18 protein-coding genes are annotated in these 24,867 nt (G+C 52.5%); 2 read left to right on the top strand and 16 right to left on the bottom strand.

Features of this window, described 5'->3' with window-relative positions; all coding sequences use genetic code 11:
• The 13 genes from glgB to CLFS41_RS03080 all read right to left on the bottom strand — a co-directional run.
• Positions 1-2,560 (bottom strand): 1,4-alpha-glucan branching protein GlgB (glgB, locus tag CLFS41_RS03140; protein ID WP_045091424.1); only part of this gene is annotated, 2,560 nt, incomplete at its 3' end.
• 55 nt (positions 2,561-2,615) lie between these two features.
• Positions 2,616-3,080 (bottom strand): methylglyoxal synthase, encoded by a 465-nt coding sequence (locus tag CLFS41_RS03135; protein ID WP_007862008.1) that lies wholly within the window; start codon positions 3,078-3,080, stop codon positions 2,616-2,618.
• Positions 3,081-3,117: 37 nt separating this feature from the next.
• Positions 3,118-4,014 (bottom strand): fumarylacetoacetate hydrolase family protein, encoded by an 897-nt coding sequence (locus CLFS41_RS03130; protein ID WP_045091423.1) that lies wholly within the window; start codon positions 4,012-4,014, stop codon positions 3,118-3,120.
• Between the two features lie 262 nt (positions 4,015-4,276).
• Positions 4,277-6,985, bottom strand: coding sequence for a cation-translocating P-type ATPase (locus tag CLFS41_RS03125; RefSeq protein WP_045091422.1), 2,709 nt, complete (start codon positions 6,983-6,985; stop codon positions 4,277-4,279).
• Between the two features lie 198 nt (positions 6,986-7,183).
• Positions 7,184-8,326 carry a M20/M25/M40 family metallo-hydrolase gene (locus CLFS41_RS03120; protein WP_007862011.1) on the bottom strand — a complete coding sequence of 381 codons (1,143 nt, stop codon included), beginning with the start codon at positions 8,324-8,326 and terminating at the stop codon, positions 7,184-7,186.
• Complete coding sequence (locus CLFS41_RS03115; RefSeq protein WP_152649000.1) at positions 8,295-10,358, bottom strand: alpha-amylase; 2,064 nt, start codon at positions 10,356-10,358, stop codon at positions 8,295-8,297. Before CLFS41_RS03115 ends, CLFS41_RS03120 begins: the two co-directional genes overlap by 32 nt.
• A 313-nt stretch (positions 10,359-10,671) precedes the next feature.
• Positions 10,672-11,823, bottom strand: coding sequence for a galactonate dehydratase (dgoD, locus tag CLFS41_RS03110; RefSeq protein ID WP_007862018.1), 1,152 nt, complete (start codon positions 11,821-11,823; stop codon positions 10,672-10,674).
• 79 nt (positions 11,824-11,902) lie between these two features.
• On the bottom strand, positions 11,903-13,753 hold the full coding sequence (locus tag CLFS41_RS03105) for an ABC-F family ATP-binding cassette domain-containing protein (RefSeq protein WP_045091421.1): 1,851 nt from the start codon (positions 13,751-13,753) through the stop codon (positions 11,903-11,905).
• A 30-nt stretch (positions 13,754-13,783) separates the two neighbouring features.
• Positions 13,784-14,539 (bottom strand): exodeoxyribonuclease III, encoded by a 756-nt coding sequence (locus tag CLFS41_RS03100; protein ID WP_045091420.1) that lies wholly within the window; start codon positions 14,537-14,539, stop codon positions 13,784-13,786.
• Between the two features lie 67 nt (positions 14,540-14,606).
• Positions 14,607-15,092, bottom strand: a complete 486-nt coding sequence (locus CLFS41_RS03095) for an S-ribosylhomocysteine lyase (protein WP_045091419.1) — start codon at positions 15,090-15,092, stop codon at positions 14,607-14,609.
• Between the two features lie 29 nt (positions 15,093-15,121).
• On the bottom strand, positions 15,122-17,263 hold the full coding sequence (locus tag CLFS41_RS03090) for a YARHG domain-containing protein (RefSeq protein WP_045091418.1): 2,142 nt from the start codon (positions 17,261-17,263) through the stop codon (positions 15,122-15,124).
• Between the two features lie 112 nt (positions 17,264-17,375).
• The gene (locus CLFS41_RS03085) at positions 17,376-19,013 is read right to left on the bottom strand and encodes an ATP-binding cassette domain-containing protein (protein ID WP_045091417.1); all 1,638 of its coding nucleotides are present in this window, start codon (positions 19,011-19,013) and stop codon (positions 17,376-17,378) included.
• Positions 19,014-19,264: 251 nt separating this feature from the next.
• A complete protein-coding gene (locus CLFS41_RS03080; RefSeq protein ID WP_045091416.1) occupies positions 19,265-19,903 on the bottom strand; it encodes a hypothetical protein in 639 nt (212 codons plus the stop codon).
• Between the two features lie 748 nt (positions 19,904-20,651).
• On the opposite strand from CLFS41_RS03080, the gene CLFS41_RS30635 reads away from it, so the two are divergent.
• Positions 20,652-20,801, top strand: a complete 150-nt coding sequence (locus CLFS41_RS30635; protein ID WP_242849219.1) for a hypothetical protein — start codon at positions 20,652-20,654, stop codon at positions 20,799-20,801.
• A gap of 7 nt (positions 20,802-20,808) precedes the next feature.
• Positions 20,809-22,179 (top strand): MATE family efflux transporter, encoded by a 1,371-nt coding sequence (locus CLFS41_RS03070; protein ID WP_007862040.1) that lies wholly within the window; start codon positions 20,809-20,811, stop codon positions 22,177-22,179.
• A gap of 116 nt (positions 22,180-22,295) precedes the next feature.
• Here the strand turns inward: CLFS41_RS03070 and CLFS41_RS03065 are convergent, their stop codons facing one another.
• From CLFS41_RS03065 to CLFS41_RS03055, 3 genes are all read right to left on the bottom strand, one after another.
• Positions 22,296-23,063 (bottom strand): amino acid ABC transporter ATP-binding protein, encoded by a 768-nt coding sequence (locus tag CLFS41_RS03065; RefSeq protein ID WP_007862041.1) that lies wholly within the window; start codon positions 23,061-23,063, stop codon positions 22,296-22,298.
• A 20-nt stretch (positions 23,064-23,083) separates the two neighbouring features.
• Positions 23,084-23,743 (bottom strand): amino acid ABC transporter permease, encoded by a 660-nt coding sequence (locus tag CLFS41_RS03060; RefSeq protein ID WP_007862044.1) that lies wholly within the window; start codon positions 23,741-23,743, stop codon positions 23,084-23,086.
• Positions 23,744-23,880: 137 nt separating this feature from the next.
• Positions 23,881-24,783, bottom strand: coding sequence for an amino acid ABC transporter substrate-binding protein (locus tag CLFS41_RS03055; RefSeq protein ID WP_045091414.1), 903 nt, complete (start codon positions 24,781-24,783; stop codon positions 23,881-23,883).
• Positions 24,784-24,867: the final 84 nt, after the last annotated feature.

The following is a 24,867-nucleotide window of genomic DNA, read 5'->3' as shown; positions in this document are numbered from 1 at the left end:
TGGATATCTGCTTGGCCTCGGTCTTTTTAGTGGATATCTGCTTTGGCTCCGTCTTGGAGGTGGTCAGTCTTTTCACTTCCTCCTTCTTCTCAGGAAGGTCCCCCGGCTTCTCTTTTACCGGAGCAGTTTCCTTGGAAGCCGGTTTCGCATTTTCCGGGACAACCGTTTGGACAGCCTGCTCCCCCTTTACTGCCTCCACCTTTTTTCCAGATATTTTCCCGGTACTTGTCTTACCAGCGCTTGTTTTCCCGGCACTTGCTTTCCCGGCACTCATTTTCCCGGTATCCGTCTTCCCAGTGTCCGCTTTCTTTGCCTTTGGTTCCGGTGTACAGGTATAGATGCTGACGCTCATGGGAGCAATGTGGATTTCGATGGAATTTTCCTTCTCGTCCCACTCCACCTTCTTGGAAATCTTGACACGGCCATTGACCTTGCCTGTGCCGCCGAACTCCTTTGCATCACTGTTGAAAATTTCTTTATATTTGCCTTCAAAGGGTACGCCTACGCGGAATTTTTCATGGTCCACATTGTCAAAGTTGCACACCAGCAGCAGGGTTTCCCCTGAATCCTTGCTTCTGCGGGTAAACATGACCATGCTCTCTTCCTGATAGCTGCAGTTGATCCACTCAAAGCCATCCGGGTCATAATCAGTCTCATACAGGGCGGGATGCTCCAGATACAGCCGGTTCAAAGCCTTCACATAATCCCGCATGTTCTTGTGCACAGGAACCTCAAGCAGATCCCAATCCAGGGAAGCGCCCTCGTTCCACTCTCTCAGCTGGGCGTACTCCTGTCCCATAAACAGCAGCTTCTTGCCTGGATGTCCCATCATAAATGCATAGGCAACACGCAGGTTTTCCGCTTGTTTTTCCAGGGTATCTCCTGGCATTTTGCCAATCATGGAACCTTTTCCGTGCACCACCTCGTCATGGGAGAATACCAGGACAAAGTCCTCGCTGTACGCATACAGCATGGAAAATGTCAGCTCCCCATAATTGTTCTTCCTGAAAAACGGATCGCAGTGCATATAGTTGGTAAAATCGTTCATCCAGCCCATGTTCCATTTATAATCAAATCCAAGTCCGCCGTCCTTTGGATTGCCTGTTATCTTAGGCCATGCCGTGGACTCCTCGGCTATAATGACCGCGCCATTTCCCCGCTCTCTGTATACTGTATTCAAGTGTCTCAGGAATTCCATAGCCTCCAGGTTCTCATTGCCCCCATATAGATTGGGCACCCATTCCCCGTCATTCTTTCCATAGTCCAGATACAGCATGGAAGCCACTGCATCCATGCGGATTCCATCAACATGGTATTTTTCCGTCCAGAACAGTGCATTGGCTATGAGGAAATTGGACACGCCGGGGCGGCCATAATTGTAGATCAGGGTCCCCCAGTGTGGATGTGCACCTTTGCGCGGATCCATATGCTCATACACGCATGTGCCGTCAAATGCAGCCATTCCATAAGCATCACGCGGAAAATGGGCCGGTACCCAGTCTAATATGACTCCAATACCCTGTCCATGCATATAATCCATAAAATACATAAAGTCATCCGGTGTCCCATAGCGGCTGGTCGGACAATAGTATCCGGTCACCTGATATCCCCAGGACTCATCCAGGGGATGCTCCATCACCGGCATCAGCTCCACATGGGTGTAACCCATTTCCTTTACATATTCCGCCAGGCGAACTGCGATCTCCCTGTAATTATAGAACTCGGAGCCCACAACATTTTCCCCTAACTCATCCTTTGCAGTATCCTTCCTGATCCAGGAACCAAGATGGACCTCGTAAATATTCAGGGGCTTGTCCTTTGTATCTGTTTTAGCCCGCTTGTCCATCCACTCCCTGTCATTCCACTGATACTGGTTGATGTCCCATACAACAGATGCATTGTTGGGGCGCAGCTCACTGTAATTTCCATAGGGATCCGCTTTCAGCATGGGCAGGCCGGCCTTTGTCTTGATCTCATATTTGTAGATTGCTCCCGTCTCCAGACCGGGTATGAACAGCTCAAATACACTGCCCTCTCCTTCGCCCACTCGGCGCATCTGATGGCGCCTTCCATCCCAGAGGTTGAAATCGCCTACCACACTGACGCGCATGGCACAGGGCGCCCATACGGAAAAATACACGCCTGACACACCGTTAATGGTCATGGGATGCGCCCCCATCTTATCGTAGATGGAATAATGGTTGCCTGCTTCAAATTTCTTTAAGTCTTCCTGTGTATACTGGGCCCCAAATGCGTATGGATCCTGGAGTTCTTCCTTTGTACCATTGTCATACGTCACAAGCAGCGTATAGGGCACCAGGCTCTTTCTGGGCACCAGCACTGCAAAAAATCCGGCATCATCAGCCATTTCCATGGAATATTTCTTTCCGGTGGATGAAATCTTTACGGTTATCTCCGCCGCTGTTGGGATCAATGCCTGGATCAACAGCCCGGATTCCGTCAAATGGGGCCCCAGCATACCGTGGGGATTGGAGGATTCTGAATACACCAGTTCCTCTATTCCCGCCCAATCCATCAAATCGTATAAGTTCTGTTCCATAATATGTGCCCCCTTATCTGCTTAATCTGCCGTTTGGCCACGGCTTCAGGCAATACTACAGCGTGTTTGCCCTCTCAGTTATATTCTGCTTAAAATTCACCACATCATGCTCATATTCTTCATCCATAAGAGGAGAGGTGATCATAAAATCCGCGCTTGCTTTATTATTGGCAATGGGAATATCATAAACCTGGGCGATCCGCAGCAATGCCTTCACATCAGGATCGTGGGGCTGTGCTGTCAAAGGATCGGAAAAAAAGATTACAAAGTCAATTTTCCCCTCCACGATCTTTGCTCCTATCTGCTGGTCGCCGCCCAGAGGACCACTGTTGTATCCCTTTACAGGGAGATCGGTATTGTCCGTGATCATACGGGCCGTGGTACCTGTTCCGCACAGGAAATGCTTTGACAGGATATCCTTGTGCTCATTACACCAGCTGATCAGCTCCTTCTTTTTCTGGTCGTGGGCGATCAGGGCTATATTCTTTTGTTTGCGTATTGTCATTGGTAAATAATCCATAGTCATGTTCTCCTTTTTGTCGCGCTTCAGACATACTTTAATCCACTACCTGATTGGCAATGGTTCCGATGCCCTCAATGGTGCACTCCACCACATCCCCCGGTTTTAAGAACTTGGGCGGGTTAAAGCCCATGCCCACTCCGGCCGGCGTGCCTGTGGCAATGATGGTCCCGGGCTGCAGTGTCATGCCCTGTGACAGCTCACTGACAATGTGGTCAATATCAAATATTAAAAGTTCCGTGTTGCTGTCCTGGCGCAGTTCACCGTTTACCCTGGACTGTACCTGTACATGGGGGGGATAAGCCAGCTCGTCCACAGTGGAGATGCAGGGTCCCATGGGCAGAAATCCGTCCAGGCTCTTGCCGAAATACCACTGCTTGTGCTGTGTCTGAAGGGTTCTGGCGCTGACATCATTGATGATCGTGTAACCAAATATATGATCCCTTACCTCCTCGGCAGGTACATTGGCAGCTCTCTTTCCAATAATGACTGCCAGCTCCGCCTCATAATCCAGGTCATTCACAATATTCTTGTGGCTGGGGATCCCCTCGCCGGGAGCCGTTGCCTTATTCACCCTCTTTGAAAAATAGATGGCATAGGGTCTTTCCCCTCCAAATTCTTCTTTTTTATAGCGGGCTGATTCCTCCGCATGGGCCATGTAGTTAATGCCCAGGCAGATCACATCCTGTCTGGGGTAAGGGATCGGCGCCTGAAGCCGTACTTCATCTATGGGCGCGGCTCCCCTTATCTTATAGGGATCCTGTCCGGACGCATACTCCAGCAGCTGTTTCTCCGAATCACTGATATTCTCGATCAGGTCCTGCATGGTCTTATAATCCATATCCAGCGATGCCAGGGGATAGATCCATCTGCCGTCTCTGCTGATCACACCAAGTCCGGATTTGTGTTCAATTTCGTATGTTACAAGTCTCATTATGCCCTCCTGATTCTCCCATCATAATGCTGCGGCGCCTTTGGCGGACCGTTAAAGCCGTGCAAACCACCATGTACCATGTCCGCCCAGAAGACTGACAGCCCTGCTGGAGTTGTTTCGAGAGCGTGCCTGAAAATTTCTTTCTGACAGCTGTGCGTCACACATTGCGGGAATGGATTTTCAAACACGCTCTAGGATTACTCTACCACATTTTTACCAACTTTTCTACGATTTTGCTATTATTTCAGGAATCGGAACTTAATTAACTGATGGATTCCTTTAAGATTTTATGGATCTGGATCACCAAAGTTGGCAGGAACGCGGCCGCCACAATGGTGGAAAGCTGGCTCAGACTCAGATCCGCTGCCGCGAACATGATCTGCAGGCCCGGCACAAAAAGGACCGCTGCAAGCAGGACAACCCCCAGCTGGAACGCCATCACACTGTACAGGTTGCTTCCCAGCCCCAGCCGGATAATGGAATGGGCACTCCTGCAGTTAAATCCATGGAACAGACGGGCCAGTGTAAGGGTGGAAAAAGCCATGGTGCAGGCTCTTCCCGGCCCCCCCTCATGGAGTCCTGTGGTGTACGCCCACATGGTGGCCGCTGCTATAAGGCCGCCCTGGACCAGGATATCCCGGATAAAGGACATGGTAAGTATGCCTTCCTTGGGATTCCTGGGAGGTTCCTTTAACAGCCCTTCCTCCGGCGGCTCCATGCCGATGGCGATTGCCGGAAGGGAATCCGTGATCAGGTTGATGAACAGCAAATGCACCGGCGCAAACGGCAGCGGCAGGGCCAAAAGCGAGGTGTAGAGCACACACAGGATACCTGCCATATTGCCGGACAGCAGAAACTGGATGGCATTTTTTATATTACGGTATACATTTCTTCCATTGGCTACCGCCTTGATGATGGTCGCAAAGTTATCGTCCGCCAGGATCATGGAAGCCGCGTCCTTGGATACCTCTGTTCCCGTAATCCCCATGGCCACGCCGATATCCGCCTTTTTTAAGGCCGGGGCATCATTTACCCCATCACCGGTCATGGCCACGATATGTCCGCGCCCCTGCCAGGCATTTACAATACGTATCTTATGTTCAGGGGATACCCTGGCATACACGGAAATATGTTCCAGCCTGCGGTTTAGATCCTCATCCCCCATCTGATCCAGTTCCGCCCCCGTGGCCGCCATGTCACCGGGGTTCAGGATGCCGATCCGTTCCGCTATGGCCATGGCTGTCACCTTGTGGTCCCCTGTGATCATCACCGGGCGGATCCCTGCCTGGCGGGCGCTGGCCACTGCCGACCTGGATTCCGGTCTGGGAGGATCCATCATGGCCACAAGGCCAAGAAAGATAAGCTCCTCCTCTTCCCCATTCTTTTTGGCCGACTGGTAGGGACGGCAGGCCAGGGCCAGGACCCGCAGGCCCTTAGAGGACCAGGACCCGTTCTGGTTCATAATCTTCTGACGGTCCGAGGAGGACAGGATACGGGAAGGAACCGGGTTTGGCGCTTCCATTGGTCCGCCCGGGGTGCCGCCTCCCGGGTTACTTGATCCCGTGCCCGCGCCCCCCTCCTCGCCCGGGAAAGATGACGCCGGATTGGCCAGCCTGGTACACTTTTTTAAAAGCACATCCACCGCCCCTTTTACAAAGATCAGATCCGTACCCTCAACTTCATTGACCGTGGTCATAAGCTTTCTGGCTGAGTCAAACGGGATTTCCCTCCTTCTGGGACTCATCATCCGTATCTGCTCCGGTATCATACCCGCTTCCCTGGCCATATGCAGCAGCGCTATCTCCATGGGATCCCCCTCGTCCTGGCTGCTGCCAGTGGATGCATTGTTGTTAAGCATGGCTCCGTACAGGAGCATTTTCACATCGGTCCTGGCCTTGTTCTTTTCAAGCCATCTGACCTCCTGCTCCGTATGGTTTACATAAACCTTCTCCACATCCATCCTGTTCTGGGTCAGGGTTCCTGTTTTATCGGAGCAGATAACAGAGACGCATCCCAGGCTTTCCACCGCCTTCAGATCCTTGATGATGGCCTGCTCCTTTGCCATCTTCTGGGTCCCCATTGCCTGTACAATGGTCACAATGGAGCTTAATGCCTCGGGAATCGCTGCCACTGCCAGAGCCACTGCAAACATAAGGGCATCCAGCACCGGCTCCCTGCGGTACAGGCTGAGAAGGAATACCAGGCCGCAGATGGCTATGATAGCAATGGCAAGGCGGCCGGAAAACCGGTCCAGGCTCACCTGGAGAGGCGTCTTCTGCTCTTTGGTGTCATTCATCAGAGAGGCGATCTTTCCGATCTCCGTGCCCATTCCCGTGGCGGTAACCACGGCCATGGCCCTTCCGGAAGTCACCAGGGAGCCGGAAAAGACCATATTGGTCCTGTCCGCAAGAGCCACTGCGCCGCCCTGGCTCTTAATTCCCCTGGTATGCTTTTCCACACTCAGCGATTCCCCGGTCAGGGAACTCTCATTGACCGTAAATCCATGGACCTCCAGAAGGCGCCCGTCCGCCGCCACCAGATCACCGGTCTCCAGCATAAGGATGTCCCCGGGGACCACCATGGATGATGGGATGATGCATAATAAGCCCTCCCTTATGACCCTGGCTTCCGGTGAAGACAGCTGCTTTAAGCTGTCCAAGGACTTCTCCGCCTTCTGGTGCTGGACCGTCCCCAGCACCGCGTTGAGAAGAAGAACCGCAAATATGACCATGGCGCTTTCGGGATCACCGGTCAGCATGGAAACCGCTGCCGCTGCAATCAGGATAATGACCAGCAGGTCCTTAAACTGGGAGAGGAACACCTGCCACCACTGAAGCTTTCCGTTCTCCTGCAGTACATTTTCCCCATATGTCCCAAGCCTTTTTTCAGCCTCGTCCTCACCGATCCCCTGCCTTCCCGTGCCAAGGCCGTCTAACACATCTGTCTCTGACAGTTCAAACCAATCTGCCATCTGTCTCTCCCCTCTTCCTGGTACTGCATTACATAAGGATACAAAAATGCCCCCGGAAACCTGCAGGTTCCCGGGAGCACTCCATAAGAGTACCCACTCTAAATCTATGTAGGGGAAATTATCATTATGACTGGTACACAACTGTGCGGATCTCACGGGCGCAGGGCACTGTTAAAGGGAGAAAATGCCTTCCCCATCTCACCCAAGGATCATACCAAAAGCCACCTGGTAGCCCTGCTTCAGGGAATCGATCTCCACATACTCGCTCCTTGTGTGGGCGCCCTCCCCGCGATAGCATCCCACGCATACGCTGGGAATGCCCAGGGAAAGGGGAATGTTGCAGTCCGTGGAGCCGGAACCGCGCCTGGGCATACTGCCCGTGGCCTGGCGCACCACCTCCATGGCCCTGTCTGTCAATGCCTTCTCCTTATCCGGATCCACATCACCGCCGCAGGGCCTGACGCCGATCACCTCAACGGACACATCCAGTCCCTCCGCTCTTGCCTGTTCAATGATGGACGTAAACCTTCCTTCCATAAGCTCCAGGCTCTCCCTGGATTCGGAGCGTACCTCGTACAGCACTTCCGCCTGCTGCGCAATGGTATTTACCGAAGTGCCGCCGGATATGAGCCCCACGTTATAGGTGGTCCTCGGACCCTCGGGAACCTGGATCTCATACAGCCTTACCACAATTCCCGCCAGCTTTGCAATGGCATTGTCCTGTCCAAAATCGCTGAAGGAATGTCCTCCCCGGGTGGACACCGTCACCTTAAAGCGCTTGGAGCCCACAGCCTGGTTTACGATCTTATCCAGGGAACTGTCAAAGGTACAAAAGGATTCCATCCTTGTTCCATAGGTTTCACAGATCTTTCTTACGCCCTTCAGATTCCCAAGGCCCTCCTCGCCTGCATTGCAAACCAGCACCAGTCCCGGTTTTCCCTGTCCGCGCAGCGCATCCCATTCAGGCTTTCCCACATGGGCCGCAATATACTTGGCAGCCATGAGAAGACATACCAGGCAGGCTGTATCATCACCCACGCCGGGGCAGCAGATCCGTCCGTTTTCCACCGTTAGGGGAAGCTCCCGGGTATCGGGAAACACCACGTCTGTGTGGGCCATATAGACCTCTACCGGTCCCTCTGCCTCCACGGGATATACCACATTGAGGGCCTCATCCACATACACGCCCCGGGCGCCCTGGGCAGCCAGCCAGTCCCTGCAAAATTCAGCCCGCTTCTCCTCATGGTTGGAGGGCGCCGGGATCCTGGCCAGGGTCAGCAGAAGTTCATATGCCTCCTGGCTGTGGGCTTCAATGTAACTGAGTATTTCCTGATTTAACATGGTGATCTGCTCCCTTCGTATTTCCTGACCTTTTCCTGCCCTTTCCGGCAGCTGTCCCCTGGCCTGCGCCTGTCTTTGTTCCTGGCTCTGCTTTGGGCTTTGCGCCTGACTTTGCTCCTGGCTTTGCGCCGGGCTTTGTTCCCGCCCCGGCATCCGGCATTTCCTTTGTTCCGTCCGGGCTGTCGCCGCCCTCCCGGCCAATGAGCACCACGATGCTTCTGGCCATGACCATCATGCGCTTCTGGCTGTCCGGCAATGCCTCGCTGCCCTCGGGGTAGATCCCCTGTTCCGAATCCGTATTCAGCGCCACATACCATTTAAGTTCCTTAGGAAGATTTGGCAGGGCAAATTCACATGGCTCCCAGTACATGTTGTACGCCACATAAAAATAATTGTCCTCTGCCCCATCCTTTTTCCCATACTTTCCGCAGTACAGGATTCCAAGCTGCCTGCAGTAATTATCAAACATGGGGCACCATGTCTTTAAGCCGTGATAAGACACGTCCGGCAGGCCCACGGAATTATAGTCCAGCAGAGCGGGTTCCTTCGGCATGTGGAAGATGGGATGCTCTTTTCTGAAAGCAATCAGGGACCTGGCAAACTGGTACAGGCCGCGGTTGGTATCCTGCAGCTTCCAGTTAACCCAGGAGATCTCATTGTCCTGACAGTAGGAATTGTTATTCCCCTTTTTAGTCCGTCCGAACTCATCCCCTGCCATAAGAAGGGGCGTGCCCTGGCTCAGGAACAAAAGAACCATGGCATTGCGCAGCTGCTTTCTCCGCATCTGCACGATCCGCTTTTTCCTGCTGGGGCCTTCCTCGCCGCAGTTCCAGGACAGGTTATAGTCTGTCCCGTCCCGGTTGTCCTCCCCATTGGCCTCATTGTGTTTCCTGTCGTAGGACACCATGTCCATCATGGTGAATCCATTGGTATTGGCCATGTAATTGATGACCCCCACCTTTTCCGGATTGTTGCGGGTGTGGTAGGCCAGATGGTTCATATGGCCCTCATCCCCTTTCAGGAATCCCCGCATGTCCATCATAAACCCGTCATTATACTGGGCCAAATGCTTTCCATCCCCCGGCTCCACCCCATCCCAGCCTGCTGCAAACAGCTTAAGCCTGCTCAGATACGGATCTTCTCCCAGCAGTTTTAAAGGAGCGGATCCCACCAGATGGACGCCGTCCACATGGTATTCCTGGGCCCAGTAGCGAACCGCATCCAGCACATGGGACGGCGCCTCCCTGCCGTCAAAAAACAGTTCCATCACCAGCTCCAGCCCTGCTTTGTGCAGAGCCTTAACCATATCCTTAAATTCCTTTATGGGCTGCTTCACGGCGCCGCTGCAGTAGGAGCTTTTGGGTGCAAAGGAATAACCGCGGCCGTACCCCCAGTAATTCAGCCTGCCGTCCGGCTTTTCCGGCCCAAAGGGGCTGTCCCCACGCTCAGGCATGATGATCTCCTCAAATTCCACAGGAGGCATGATCTCCAGGGTGGTGACTCCCAGCTCCTTAAGATATGGGATCTTGTCCACAATACCTGCAAAGGTTCCCCTCTTTGCCTGCTCCACTCCTGAGGACGGATGTTTTGTAAATCCCCTTGGATGGATGCGGTAGATAATGCATTCCTCATAAGGGATCTGCGGAAGCCGGTCTTCCTCCCAGTCATAGGTCCCATCCGTTCCCTCCACCGGGGTGCGCACCGGTTTTCCCAGGCGCTCCATACTTCCCCAATGTTCCTTGCCGGTAAACCGCGTTCCATAGGGATCCGGGACCTCCAGACCATCCACCTCATAGACATATTCCAGTCCGTCAAAATCCCCCAGAACAGTAACGCTCCACACATCCCCCGTCCTCATGGAATCCTGAAACCCGATCCTTGCCAAAGGCGTGTCAGCACCTTTTTTGAACAGAAGAAGGGCACAGTGAGCGCCTTTGGATGCAAAGGAAAAATGCATGCCTCCGGCAACAGCAGTCACACCCATTGCGTATATTTTCCCATCCGACCTGTCTATCTGAAAGCTCTCCTTCATATCAGCTACCGCCTTTCCTTAACTGTCTGTGCACTTGTCCGCTGAGGGTATTATCCGCTAAAAATAATGATGCACGATAACAAAAGTATATATTCACTTTGTCCCTTTGTCAACAAAACAGCGGGTTTCATCTTATATCGTTCTTCTATACTGCATAGAATAAAGGTACCCTCAGCGGACAAGGGCGTATATCCCCCTTGTCCACTGAGGGTAACAGTTCAGAAAGGCGGGAAAATGGGTGCAAAGGCGGGCGTTAAGCTTGCTTATACGTCCGGTTCTCCACCCATTTTCACATCGGATGGCGGCTTTAGAATCACCACTCGGCCATGGTCCCGTCATAATTGCGCCATACAGGGTTCTTCCAGTTATGCCCGATCCTGGCTGCTTCCACTATCTTTTCTTTATTCAGCTGGATTCCAAGACCGGGGCCGCCCGGAATATCAATGAATCCGTCATGGAATCTGAATACATTCGGGTCCACAAGATAATCCAGCAGGTCCGCCCCTTCTTTATTATAGTGGATTCCCAGACTCTGCTCCTGAATAAACACATTGGGAGTGCAGGCGTCCAGCTGGACGCAGGCAGCCAGGGCAATTGGCCCCAGCGGACAGTGGGGCGCCACCGCAACGTCAAAGGCCTCCGCCATGGCGGCAATCTTCTTCACCTCACTGATTCCCCCCGCATGGGACAGATCCGGCTGAATAATGTCCACATAACCATCCATGAGCAGGTTCTTAAACTCCCACCTGCTGAACATCCGCTCACCGGTGGCAATGGGTGTGGATGTATGTCCGGCAATCTCCCGCAGGGCCTCATTGTTCTGGGAAAGCACTGGCTCCTCTATAAACATCAATTTAAAGGGTTCCAGCTCTTTGGCCAGAACTTTTGCCATGGTCTTATGTACACGTCCGTGGAAATCCACTCCAATGTCCATCTTATATCCCAGGGCTTCCCTGATGGAGGCCACCCGGTTCACCACCTCCTGGATCTTCTCATAGCTGTCCACATAGTGCATTTCCTCTGTGCCATTCATCTTTACTGCCGTGCATCCTGTCTCATAGAGTTTCAGGGCTCCCTGCCGCACATCCTCAGGCCTGTCTCCGCCGATCCAGCTGTACACCCTCAGCCTGTCCCTGCATCTTCCTCCCAGCAGTTCATAGATGGGGGCATTGTAATATTTCCCCTTAATGTCCCATAATGCCTGGTCAATGCCGGCAATGGCGCTCATCACCTCCGGGCCGCCCCTGTAAAACCCGCCCCTGTACATGACCTGCCAATGGTCCTCGATCCTTAAAGGATCTTTTCCTATCAGGTATCCGCTGAAATCCTCCACTGCTGTTTTGACAATGGAGGCCCTTCCCTCGATCACAGGTTCGCCCCAACCGGTTATCCCCTCGTCTGTCTCAATCTCCAGAAACAGCCACCTGGGCGGCACCTGATATAGATTCATGCTAGTGATTTTCACAGTAAATTCCCCCTTTACCTTATTGTGTACTCTCGGATCCCCCCGCTCTCATTTTTGCGTCCGGAATCCCGGGAGACTCCTATTTCTGCGCTTCGATCTTTTCCATCAGTTCATTGAGATACATCCACCTGTCCATCTTCTCCTCCAGCCGGGCTTCCGTGGAAGCCTTTTTCGCCATCAGTTCATTGAGACGGGTATAATTGCTGGCAGCTCCCAGTATCTCCTTTTCCAGTTCCTCCAACCCCGCCTCCAGACCGGCGATCTCCTCCTCTATGGTTTCCCAGTCCCGCTGCTCTTTAAAGGACATCTTCAGTTTCTTGGGGGCCGACTGGCTGTCTTTCCAGTTGTTCCGGTTCACTGCCTGGGACGCCTCAGTGTCCTCCTGGTCCTGTCCGGTCACATTCCCGTCCCCTGCGTCCCGGGCATTTGCCCCCCGCTGCAGACTGGCCTTCTGGTAATCCGTAAAACCGCCCTCATATTGGGTGACAATCCCCTGTCCCTCAAATGCAAAGATCCGGTTTACCACACGGTCCAGGAAATACCTGTCATGGGATACGGTGATCACAATGCCCGCAAATGTATCCAGATAGTCCTCCAGTATGGTCAGTGTCTGGATATCCAGGTCATTGGTCGGCTCATCCAGAAGGATCACATTGGGGGCTTCCATCAGGATGCGCAGCAGGTAAAGGCGGCGCCTCTCACCGCCGGACAGGCGGCTGATGGTCGTATACTGTATGCTGGAAGGAAATAAAAAACGCTCCAGCATCTGGCTGGCGCTGATGCTGCCGTCCTTTGTCTTTACATACTCTGCCACATTTTTAATATAGTCGATCACCTTCAGGCTCTCATCCATGGCCTCATTTTCCTGTGAGAAATACCCCATCTTCACGGTCTGTCCAATTTCCACCGTACCGGAATCAGGCTCTACCCATCCGGCTATGATCTTCATCAGAGTGGACTTCCCGCTTCCATTGGGTCCTACGATCCCCACACGGTCGCTTTTCAGGAAAATGTAGGTGAAATCCTTCATCAGCACCTTGTCCCCATACGCCTTGCTAAGATCCCTCACCTCAACTGTTGTCCGGCCCAGGCGGCTGGCAATGGACTCCAGCTCCACATTCCTGTCATACTCCGGCCCCTTTTGGTCCCGCAGGTCCTCATAGCGCTGTATATGGGCCTTCTGTTTGGTGGACCGCGCCCTGGCCCCTCTCTGGATCCACGCGATCTCCCTGCGCAGGATGGTCTGGCGCTTGCGCTCCGTGGCCTCCGCCATCTCCAGCCGGTCTGCCTTCAGCCCCAGAAAGGACTCGTATCCTCCCTGGTAGCTGTACAGTTTTCCTTTGTCCAGCTCCACGATCCGGTTTACCACGCTGTCCAGAAAGTATCTGTCATGGGTGATCATAAGAAGAGCGCCGCGGAAGTTCTTCAGATACTCCTCCAGCCAGTCTGCCATGGCGCTGTCCAGATGGTTGGTGGGCTCGTCCAGGATCAAAAGCTCCGCCCGGCTCATCAGCACGCCGGCAAGGGCCACACGCTTTCTCTGTCCCCCCGACAAGGTCTCCACCTTGGCGTCATGGTCCCGGATTCCCAGCTCATTGAGCATGCTCTTGGCCGTTGCCTGCATTTCTTCCCTGGAGCTGTAATGGGATTCCCCTGCATTGTCCCGCAGGATGCTCTCTATGACCGTGTCCCCTTCCGTGAATTCCGGTATCTGGGGCAGGTAGCGTATATACAGGTTCCTCCCTCTTACCACCGTTCCTTCGTCCGGTTCTTCCAGCCCTGCCACAATCTTGAGAAGGGTGGACTTTCCTGTGCCGTTGATCCCAATAAGGCCCACCTTTTCCCCTTCGTTGATGGAAAATGCCGTGTCGTCAAACAGCAGCCGTTCCGTATATGATTTTGATAAATGTTCTATTGTAACCAGATTCATATGAATTGTTCCTTTTCCTTAAGCTGTGCTTTAATTGACCACCAGTTCCACGGGACAATGGTCGGAACCCATGATATCCGTGTGGATGGAGGCGCTTACCAGCCTGTCCTTTAAGGATTCCGATACGCAGAAATAGTCAATGCGCCACCCTGCATTTTTAGCTCTTGCACTGAAACGGTAGGACCACCAGGAATAAATGCCCTCCATATCCGGGTAGAAATAGCGGAAGGTATCTATAAATCCGGCAGATAAAAGGTCTGTAAATTTTCCCCTCTCCTCATCGGTAAAGCCCGCGTTCTTCCGGTTGGTCTTAGGATTCTTAAGGTCGATCTCCTTGTGGGCCACGTTCAGGTCCCCGCAGAAAATAACCGGCTTGTTCTTCTTCAGCCCTTTGAGATAGGACAGGAAATCGTCCTCCCATTTCATCCTGTAGTCCAATCTTGCAAGGCCGTCCTGGGAGTTGGGGGTATAGCAGGTAACCACGTAGTATTCCGGGAACTCAGCCGTTATGACACGCCCCTCGGTATCGTGTTCCTCCATACCGATCCCATATGCCACGGAAATGGGCTCCTCCCTGGTAAATACGGCAGTGCCGGAATATCCCTTTTTCCGCGCATAATTCCAGTATTGGTGATATCCGGGAAGGTCCAGTTCGATCTGTCCCTCCTGCAGCTTGCTCTCCTGGATGCAGAACACATCCGCATCCACAGCCTGGAAGAAATCCAGGAACCCCTTTCCCACGCAGGCTCTGAGCCCATTTACATTCCACGAAATCAATTTCGCCATTATATAACCTCCTTCTTGTCATGCAGTCATTCCATTTCCTTGTTCCGGGTCATCATCCTCTGTCCGCTTATTCCGGATATATAAGTCTGGACTCCGGAAATTCATCAATGTGGTACAGGACATCCAGATATTTATCTGCCACATATTTGGCCATGCCCAGGTTCATGTCCAGGTAGTTGCCGCAGTCCCTGGAGGACGCTCCGGGCACCTCGCCCTCAAAATCACGGATATATTCAAAGGTGTTTGTTATCATAGGAAGGATATCCCTTGATTCAAGATCACCTGCCATCAGCAGGTAGAACCCGGTCCTGCATCCCATGGGGCCAAAATACAGGACATTTTCCCCCTGTCCGCTGTGGATACGAAGATAGGTTGCCCCCAGGTGCTCGATGGTGTGAAGCTCAGCTGTCTGGATCACCGGCTCCTCATTGGGGGAGGTCATGCGAAGGTCAAAGGTGGTGATCGTGGCATCCCCCGCCTTATCCTTGCGGGATACGTAGATGCCGGGCTGCAGTTTATTGTGGTCAATGGTAAAGCTAGTTATTTTGTCCATGATAAATTCCTCCTAAATTAGTGATAGTGTCAGTCATTGCCATAATATCCATACAGGAATTTGGCGCAGGGCTTATCCTGGTAATTATAAAAATACAGGTAATTCCCGCTGGATCTGGTATAAAAATCAGGTCTGATATCATATATGTCCCCATTCTGATCATCTGCCAGTTCCTTAAAGAGTATACCATCCCGGTATATCCTGTATTCCGGCTCCATGGGGCCTGATTCCCCCTGCCGGCTGTCCAGCCTTATATAGGCCGTGTGCTCATCCACCGGGACCACATATCTGTAAGGCAGTTCTTCCTCTGTTCTTCCCTCCATGTCAAAGTCCAGCAAAAACCTGCCGTAGGCATCATAGTAGTGCTCCGCATTTCCCCCTGTAATGCAGATAACAGGGTCTGCGCTGTCCCAGTAATAACAGGTCCGAACCTGTTCCCGGGTGACGCCATACTGTTTAAGCAGCTGCGGATGGTCCTCTGGAAAGGTTGTGACAAGATCATAGACGGAAGGCTCTCCATCCCCGTTCTGATCCCGGGTACGGCCGATCAAACGGTTTTCCCTGACGGAATAATCACTGTGCTCTCCCGTCCGGCTGTCTAACACGGAAATGACCGCGTCCCTGCTGCACTCCATAAACTGGTCTGAATCCCACATCTGGGCATGGCTCATGAACTGCAGAAGGCGCATTCTGGAATCAAACACAGCAATCCCGTTTTCCCCGTAGAGATAACTTCCCGAGGCCAGGATCACATTTCCCTCAGGGAGCGGTATGGAGGCATCAAACTCTGCTTTCCCACCGGATTCCCCAAGCTCCTGGGGCAGTTCCTTGGATGCATCCTTGATGCCCACATATCCAAGACCGTTTATCAGGGACTGTCCGTCATCACCGGTAAGCCACGCAAAGAGCTGGTATGCCTTGGAATCCTTGGGTTCATCCGCCCTTATGGCCGCATAAAAATCATTGACATAGGGATAACTGCCATCCCGTATGGTTTCACTGGAAGGCATCACGCCGTCTATGCCCATAAAGGTAAGCTCCGGCTTCTGGTACATGTTCCTGGCGTAATAATACACCGAATAGCCCAGGGCATCCCCGGTGTCATCATAGGAGGAAACCTCCTCCAAAAGCTCTCCCATTTCACTCACCACATAATCCCTGGGGGCATCCGCCATCTTTTTCCCCTTCATCACCAGCTTATCCATCATATTCTGGCTTCCTGAATCCTCAGGGCGCTGAAACGCCTGTATGGCCTTATCCCTGCCGCCCACATCTTTCCAGTTTTTTATGGTGCCGGAGTAGATATCCACCATCTGTTCCCGGGTAAGGGACCGGACCGGATTGGACTTGTTGGCCAGGAATACCAGGGCATCCCTGCCAATGGGCTTTTTGATGATCTTTACGCCGGTTTCTTTCAGTTCCTGGTCCACCCGGTCGCCGGGCTCATAGGCGATCACAAGATCCGCTCCCCATCCCTGCCCATCTCCGCCGCGGATCAGGGATATCCACGCCGCAGTGGTCTTTCCATGGGTCACGGCAGCCTCGGCTTCCTGCTCCGTGGCGCCGGTAGCCATGCGGTATATGGCCTGGGACAGGGGAAGGGTGGCCGTGGAACCATCGATCCTTGGAAATTCCTCCATGCCGATTTTGGGGATCACGCACACGGTCTTCCCCTCCTCCGCCTTCTGGAGCATCCTCAGGTTATCCCTCTCATTCTGGTTCAGGATCCCGGAGTCAAAGCTGTCAGGGTCCGTGGTGCCCTGATACCAGGACTTACCTGAAAAATACCGGTTCAGGTCATCACTCTTAAACCTGCGCCCATGCCGCGCATAAATCTCGTTCCTGGCCAAACGCAGTTCCTCTGCCGTCATCCCGGACAGTTCCTCCTGGGTGTACACATGCTCCCCGGCATGGGGAAGGAGATAGTCATCCCCCAATGTTCCCACCTGGAAAGCAGGCTCTGTTTCCCGGACTTCCCGGTCCCCAGGTTCCTTTTCCCCTGCGGATGCCCCTGTATCCTCCTGGTTCCCGGACTGGTCCTGGTCCGCGGACTGGTCCTGGACTGCGGCCTCCTGGCCGATCCTGTCCCTGCCCATGTCGCAGCCGGCCGATGACAGCGCAAAGGCGGCGGCGCACAGTCCCGCCACACGCCTGACATACCTGTTCCTCATACGCGCTCCTTTCCTCCCAGCGCACTGACACCTTCATTTTGGCTGAATTTCGCAGTCCGATGGAAAAACAGAAAAGGGGCAGGATAACCATCCTGCCTCCCATCCCTTTTTATTAATCATCTGCCTCTTCACTCTCAGTAATGGTAAAGGTAAATCTCTTACGTGCCATCTCATCACTGTCAAGATACTCATCATATGTGGTAATCTTGTCAATGAGCTTGCCGCTTACAATCTCCATGATACGGTTGGCTGTTGTCTGTACGATCTGGTGGTCACGGGAGGAGAATATCATCACACCCGAAAACTTGATCATGCCTCTGTTAAGGGCATCAATGGACTCCATATCCAGGTGGTCCGTAGGCTCATCCAGCAGCAGAACATTGGCGCCGGATATCATCATCTTGGACAGCATGCAGCGCACCTTCTCGCCTCCTGAAAGAACCTTGACCTTTTTCACCCCGTCTTCCCCGGCAAACAGCATACGGCCCAGGAACCCGCGGACATAGGTCACATCCTTCTCAGGAGAGTACTGTGTCAGCCACTCCACAATGGTATCGTCATTGTCAAACTCAGCGCTGTTATCCTTGGGGAAATAGGACTGGGATGTGGTAAGGCCCCACTTGTAGCTTCCCTCATCCGGCTCCATCTCTCCTGCCAGGATTTTAAACAGGACTGTCTTTGCTCTCTCATTCGGTCCCACCAGGGCCACCTTGTCCTCCCGGCCCAGGATAAAGGAAATATCATCCAGGATCTTCTCACCGTCAATGGTCTTGGAAAGATGCTCCACGGTGAGGACCTCATTGCCAATCTCACGGAACGGCCTGAAATCAATATAGGGGTACTTACGGCTGGAGGGCCTGATATTATCCAGTTCGATCTTCTCCAGAGCGCGCTTACGTGAAGTTGCCTGCTTGGACTTGGAGGCATTGGCAGAGAAGCGCTGGATGAATTCCTGCAGTTCTTTGATCTTCTCTTCCTTTTTGCGGTTGGCTTCCTTCATCTGCTTTACGATCAGCTGGCTGGACTCCACCCAGAAATCATAGTTGCCTGCGAACAGCTGGATCTTGCCATAGTCAATGTCCGCAATCTGGGTACATACTTTATTTAAGAAATAACGGTCATGGGATACCACGATCACGGTGTTCTCAAAGTTGATCAGGAACTCTTCCAGCCATGCAATGGCATCCAGGTCCAAATGGTTGGTAGGCTCGTCAAGGAGCAGGATGTCCGGATTGCCGAACAATGCCTGTGCCAGAAGTACCTTTACCTTCTGTGCGCCTAACAGGGTGCCCATCTGCGCATAGTGCATCTCTGTCTCCACGCCAAGGCCGTTTAACAGGCTCTCCGCATCGGACTCAGCTTCCCAGCCGTTCATGGTGGCGAATTCCCCCTCCAGCTCGGCTGCCTTGATGCCATCCTCATCTGTGAAATCTTCCTTCATATAGATGGCTTCTTTTTCCTTCATGATCTCATACAGTCTTGCATTTCCCATAATGACCGTATCCAGAACCGTATGCTGGTCATATTTGAAATGGTCCTGCTGCAGGAAGGAGAGACGCTGCCCCGGAGTGATGATCACATCTCCGCTGGTAGGTTCCAGCTGACCTGACAGGATCCTTAAGAATGTTGACTTTCCCGCTCCATTGGCGCCAATCAGTCCGTAACAGTTGCCCTCGGTAAATTTAATGTTTACTTCCTCAAACAATGCCTTCTTGCCCACACGAAGGGATATGTTGCTTGTGCTAATCATGTTCTTGCCCTTTCTTTACATCTGATCTTAATGCTGTACCCCTTAGGGATACGGTATTAATACTATGTCCATCAAAAGAGGGGTCATATCCGGCCCCTCTTTCACGCTGTTTACTCAATATCAGATTGTACAGGGAAAATGCTTATTTTGCAAGGGTTTTTCGCAAATTGATACATTTATTCCCTTTCTTTTGTCCGATCCGCCCAGGGGTGGATTTTAATCCCCCATAGGCTCTGTGATCCGCAGGTCCATCAGTTGGCTGAGCGGATCTCCACCGGATAATTCACACCCTGGGAATTTACATAGGTAACGCTTACCTTATCCCCGCTGTCCCCGGCCAGGGCGCCGTCCTCAATGGGGCAGTTGTCCTTGAGAAAGCTGAGCTCCTGCCCGTCATCGGTCTTCATGGAAAAACTGCTCATGGCATTGGCCGTGGTCACACCCTTCTCCGTGAGAATGCTCCACTCCTCCTGTTCAGGCAGGGCCACAACCAGGATCACATCCTTAAGCTCACCCAGAGGTTCCCCGATATATGCAATGGCGATATGAACGTCCTCTTTAATGTCAACCTCCACATCCCGGATCTCAGACTGCCTGATGTCATAGTCCTTTCCGTCATCTGCCTGAAGGGTAAATACCGAACCGTCCCCGGTCACCTTGGTGACCGTGCCCTGAAGCATGTGGTGCATCTCCTTTTGTTCCGGCTGGGCCTGGGTGGTCTCCTCCGCCTGGGTGGTGGTCTCCTGGGCCTTAGTGGTCTCCTCCTCGCCGGCCGACTGGGTGGTCACTGTCTCCGCGGTTTCCACCGCCGGCTTCCTGGTGCACGCAGTGGCCAGTGCAGCCGATACTGCTATGGCCGCCGCTGCTATGATCAATGAATGTCTCTTCATAATATTTGTTCCTCCCGTCTTTATGGTATAATCTCCAGATTACTAATGAAGCTTAACACCTGCATTAAAAAATTTCAATGAAATTTCCCTTAAGCCTTTATTATTTTTCCTTTATCCGCACCGCATATCCTGCGTTTTTCTTACCACCTTCCCAAACGAACAGCCGGCCAGCCGGCACACTGTAATCCCGGGCAGAAACCGGAAATACATCAGCATAATAATCATCTTGCATCTTGGCGATAAGTCCATCCGGACACCTCCCTGCTTTCTTATATGTACTCTCGGAATCTCCTGGTACATCTTAAAATAAAGTATGCCCAAATGCACGGGGAGTTTTACAGGAAACATTGAACTTTTCCATGACAGCCCTAACTTTACGGCCGCCTACAAAAGACCCGGAGATGCCTATGTGGCTGCCTGTTTCAATCCGTATAAATTTAGGACCGCATAAATGTAAGACAAAATCCACCTGCAACACATTGTGGTATCATCACAGCGTGTTTCTGTTTGGGTATGTCTCCCTTTTTCTATTGACTTCCCCCTCCTGTAACGGTATGATAGACAAAAAGGCATAAGGAGGCACTGTCCCTATGTCCGCAAAGCAGAAGGATTCCTTAAAACATCAGGTTTACAGCGCCCTTATCTCTGATATCATCAGAGGCTGTACACATTCGATTCTATATTTACCGAAAAGTTCCTTATTGAAAAATATAATGTAAGCCGGGCGCCGGTGCGTGAGGCCCTGACCATGATGGCAGAGAATCAGATTCTGGTGAGCATACCACGACACGGCTATAAATTCAAACAGCCCAGCGAGGGCAGGCTGTTAAAAGCCGACATAGAAAGTATCCTGTGCGTCAGCCCATGGATCACCAATACAAATCAGGACAGGGAGTAAACAACACATGAACCGCACATCCAAACAAGACATGAACAGTCAGCTGGCCGGAGCCAAAGTCCTGCCCCTTTTGATCAGGCTGACCATCCCCATCACAATCGCCCAGCTGGTAAATGCGCTGTACAGCATTGTGGACAGAATGTACATAGGCCACATGCCGGAGGCAGGCACCCTGGCGCTCAGCGGGATCGGCATCACATTTCCCATTATCATGATAGCCGCCGCCTTCAGCTGTATTCCCGGAATGGGCGGCTCACCCCTGGCTTCCATTGCCATGGGAAGCGGAGATCTGGAAAAGGGGCGCAGATTTCTCTCCAATGCATTTGTCCTTCTGGTTGGAATCGGACTGATCCTCACCGTGGTGTGCACGGCATTTCTCACACCCATGCTGAAGGCATTTGGGGCTGACAGCTCCACCCTGCCCTATGCCCGTGATTATCTGAGCATCTACCTGGCCGGGACTGTGTTTGTGGAGATATCCATGGGCATGAACCCATTTATCAACGCCCAGGGATTTACCGGGGTGGGCACCTTTACCATTGTGATCGGAGCATTTTTAAATATTGTCCTGGATCCCATCTTCATATATGTGCTGGATATGGGAATCGCGGGGGCAGCTGTCGCAACCGTTATCTCACAGGCGGTATCCGCTGCCTGGGTCCTCTATTTTCTGTGTTCGGACCGCGCCACCCTGCGTCTTAGGATCAGAGACATGAAGCCCATGGCAGCCATCATCCGCCCCATGTGTGCCCTGGGCCTGTCACCCTTTACCTTCCGTGTCAATGAGAGTATTGTGGTCATTGTCCTCAACTGGCTCCTGATCCGCTACGGAGGCGCTGACAGCAATCTGCACATTGCTTCCATGGCCCTTCTCACCAGTGTAAGCCAGGTATTCTTCATGCCCCTGATCGGTATTATCACCGGCGCCCAGCCCATTCTCAGCTACAACCTGGGCGCGGGAAATTACGGGCGGATCAAGGAAACCATTCACTACGCCAGAATCCTGAGCATTGGCTGCGCCACCCTTATGTGGTTTTTCCTGGTGGCATTTCCCGGACCGATCTGCCGCATGTTCACCAATGACAGCCAGCTCCTGGGCCTTACCACGATTACCATGCGCATCATGTTCAGCACCGTGCTTGTCATCGGCCTGCAGATGGTGAACCAGAACGCCTTCGTGGCCCTGGGCAATACATGGTACTCCTTTATCTTCGGGATCATGCGCAAGCTCCTCCTGCTTCTTCCCCTGGCGATCTTCCTGCCCCATATCATAGGGGTTTGGGGAATCTACATGGCCGAAGCCATCTCCAATGTATTGACCACCTTCATCACCCAGATTTATTTTTCCAGGTATATGAGAAAGCTGGCCAAAAATTAAACATAGGATTTCCAGGGACAGCCCCTTACACCAGGAGCGTCATCTCTGGAAATCCTATGTTTTTTCATATGAACATCATGGCACAGCCTTGGATTTGATGTTCCTATGGCTGAATATCACTGAAGCATAGCCCCGTACCGTCCCAGGAAGCTCTGGGTCCTCTGGTTGTCCGAGGCAAATACCTGCTCCGGTGTTCCCTGCTCCACGATCACCCCGCCTGCCATAAAGATCACCCGGTGGGAAATATCCCTGGCAAATGCCATCTCATGGGTCACAATCACCATGGCAATGTCCAGGTCTGCCAGGGATTTGATGACCTTCAGCACTTCGCCTGTCAGTTCGGGGTCCAGGGCTGAGGTAGGCTCATCAAAAAACAGGATCTTGGGGTTTAAGGCCAATGCCCTGGCAATGGCCACACGCTGGCACTGTCCGCCGGAGAGCTGGCACGGATAGGCATTTTCCTTATCCTCCAGCCCCATCTTCATAAGAAGTTCCCTGGCCTCCCGGTACACCTCCTCCTTATCCCGCTTCTGCACATGGATGGGGGCATCCGTAATATTCTTCATCACACTGTAATGGGGAAACAGATTAAAGTTCTGGAACACCAGACCATACTGGCTCTGGATTTCCTTCAGCTCTTTTTTCCCCGCATACACGGCCTTTCCCTTATCTCCTGTCCAGGCCGCTTTCTTTCCCAGATAGATCACTTCGCCGCTGTCCATATCCTCAAGCATGGTGGCGCAGCGCAGAAGAGTAGATTTGCCGGAGCCGGAAGGACCGATGATGGAAACGATCTCCCCTTCCTCCACACTCATGGAGATGTCCTTGATCACAGACAGGTCTCCAAATGACTTTTCCACATGATTTAACTCTAACAGCTTCATAATCCACATTCCTCCCGCTTTTACTGGTAATAATTCAGCTTCTTCTCCACCCATTCCATTCCCACGGCAACCACCAGATTGAACACATAATAGAACAATCCTGCTGCCACAAAGGGGATCATGTTGGTCTGGGAAGCCGCCAGCGCTTTGGCAATGGAGAACATTTCCGCCACACTCAGGGTAAAGGCAAGGGACGTATCCTTTACAAGGGTGATCACCTCATTGGTGACAGAGGGAAGGATCCGCTTTACCACCTGGGGAAGGATGATCTTAAAAAATGTCTGAAACCTGCTGTATCCCAGGATCTGCGCAGCCTCATACTGCCCCACGGGCATGGACTGGATCCCGCTTCTGTATATCTCAGCAAAATAAGCGGCATAGTTGACGACAAAGCCGATAAAGGTGGCCCACAGCCTGTATCCGCTGCCCACCTTGATCCTGAACAGGTAATAGGGGCCAAAATATACCACCATCAGCTGGAGCATCAGGGGGGTTCCCCGCATGATGGATATGTAGACCTTTACAATGGCCTGAAGAAACTTGTTCCTGGACATACGCCCAAAGGCCACCACCAGGCCAAGGGGCAGGGAGAAAACAAGGGTGACCAGGAATATCTGTATACTGGTTCCCATACCGCCTGCCAACTGCAATATCATCTGCTGGATCGTCATTTTACCCATAACCTATACCACCTTCAATTTTTATCCTGAAAAACCATGCAAAGCCGCTGGGATCAGGCGGCTGTTCCGGCTACTGAAAGCCAGGACAGCACGCCTGCGCAGCGGCTTTATTTTCCTTCATTCTCTCTGTCTGCACCCTATTTCCCGATGGTGGTAACATCCTCTCCAAACCATTTCTCAGAGATGCTCTTTAATGTGCCGTCAGCAGCCATCTCCTCCAGGGTTGCCTGTACCTTATCCCGAAGCTCTGTGTTGCCCTTCTTAAAGCCAACACCATACTCTTCTGCGGATAATGTATCCTCCAGGATCACGAAATCAGCGTTCCTCTGCTGGATCTGGTATCCTGCCACGATCACATCCATGGCAATGGCGTCAACCGCGCCCTGCTCCAGATCCATGAAAGCCGTGTTGTAATCAGCGGTTGTCAGCAGTTCCTTAAAGGTGGCTGTCAGATCCGGCACTTCCTTCAAAGCTGCCTCTGCGGAAGAATCCACCTGACACTCCACTACCTTGCCTGCCAGGTCTGCCTGGCTTGCAATACCGGAATCCTTTCCAACAACAAATACCTGGGTATTTGCCATGTATGCTTCCGTCCATGTATAGTTATCTTCCCGGCCGGTCATGGTAAAACCGTTCCAGATACAGTCAATGTTTCCTGACTCCAGTTCCATATCCTTGGAATCCCATGCAATGGGCTGTGGCTTATATTCAAGGCCAAGACGCTTTGCAACTTCCTGGGCCAGTTCCAGATCAAAACCCGTAAACTCACCGTCATCCCCAAGGAATCCCATGGGAGGGAAGTCCTGGTCAAATCCAACAACCAATGTGCCTCCGGCGCTCTCTGCCTGAGCCGCTTCTGTGGATGCGGCCTCCGCCGATGTATCGGCTGCCGTGGTGTCCTCTGCCGAAGTATCAGCTGCCATGGTATCGGCTGCCGTGGTATCGGCTGCCGTGGTTGCGCCCCCATTGGAACCGCCGCACCCTGCAAGGGATAATGCCATCACAGTAGCAAGTGCTATGCCCGCCAGTCTCTTTTTCATAATAATATCCTCCTCATAATAAACACTCAAAATTTACGGCATGAAACCATGTTGTCTCAATGCCGGTGCTTTTGACACGCTATC

The organism is Clostridium sp. FS41 (assembly GCF_000954015.1).
Lineage (GTDB): Bacteria > Bacillota > Clostridia > Lachnospirales > Lachnospiraceae > Enterocloster > Enterocloster citroniae.
Note: the sequence above shows the minus strand (reverse complement) of the source record. Positions and strands in the feature narration are given on the sequence as shown.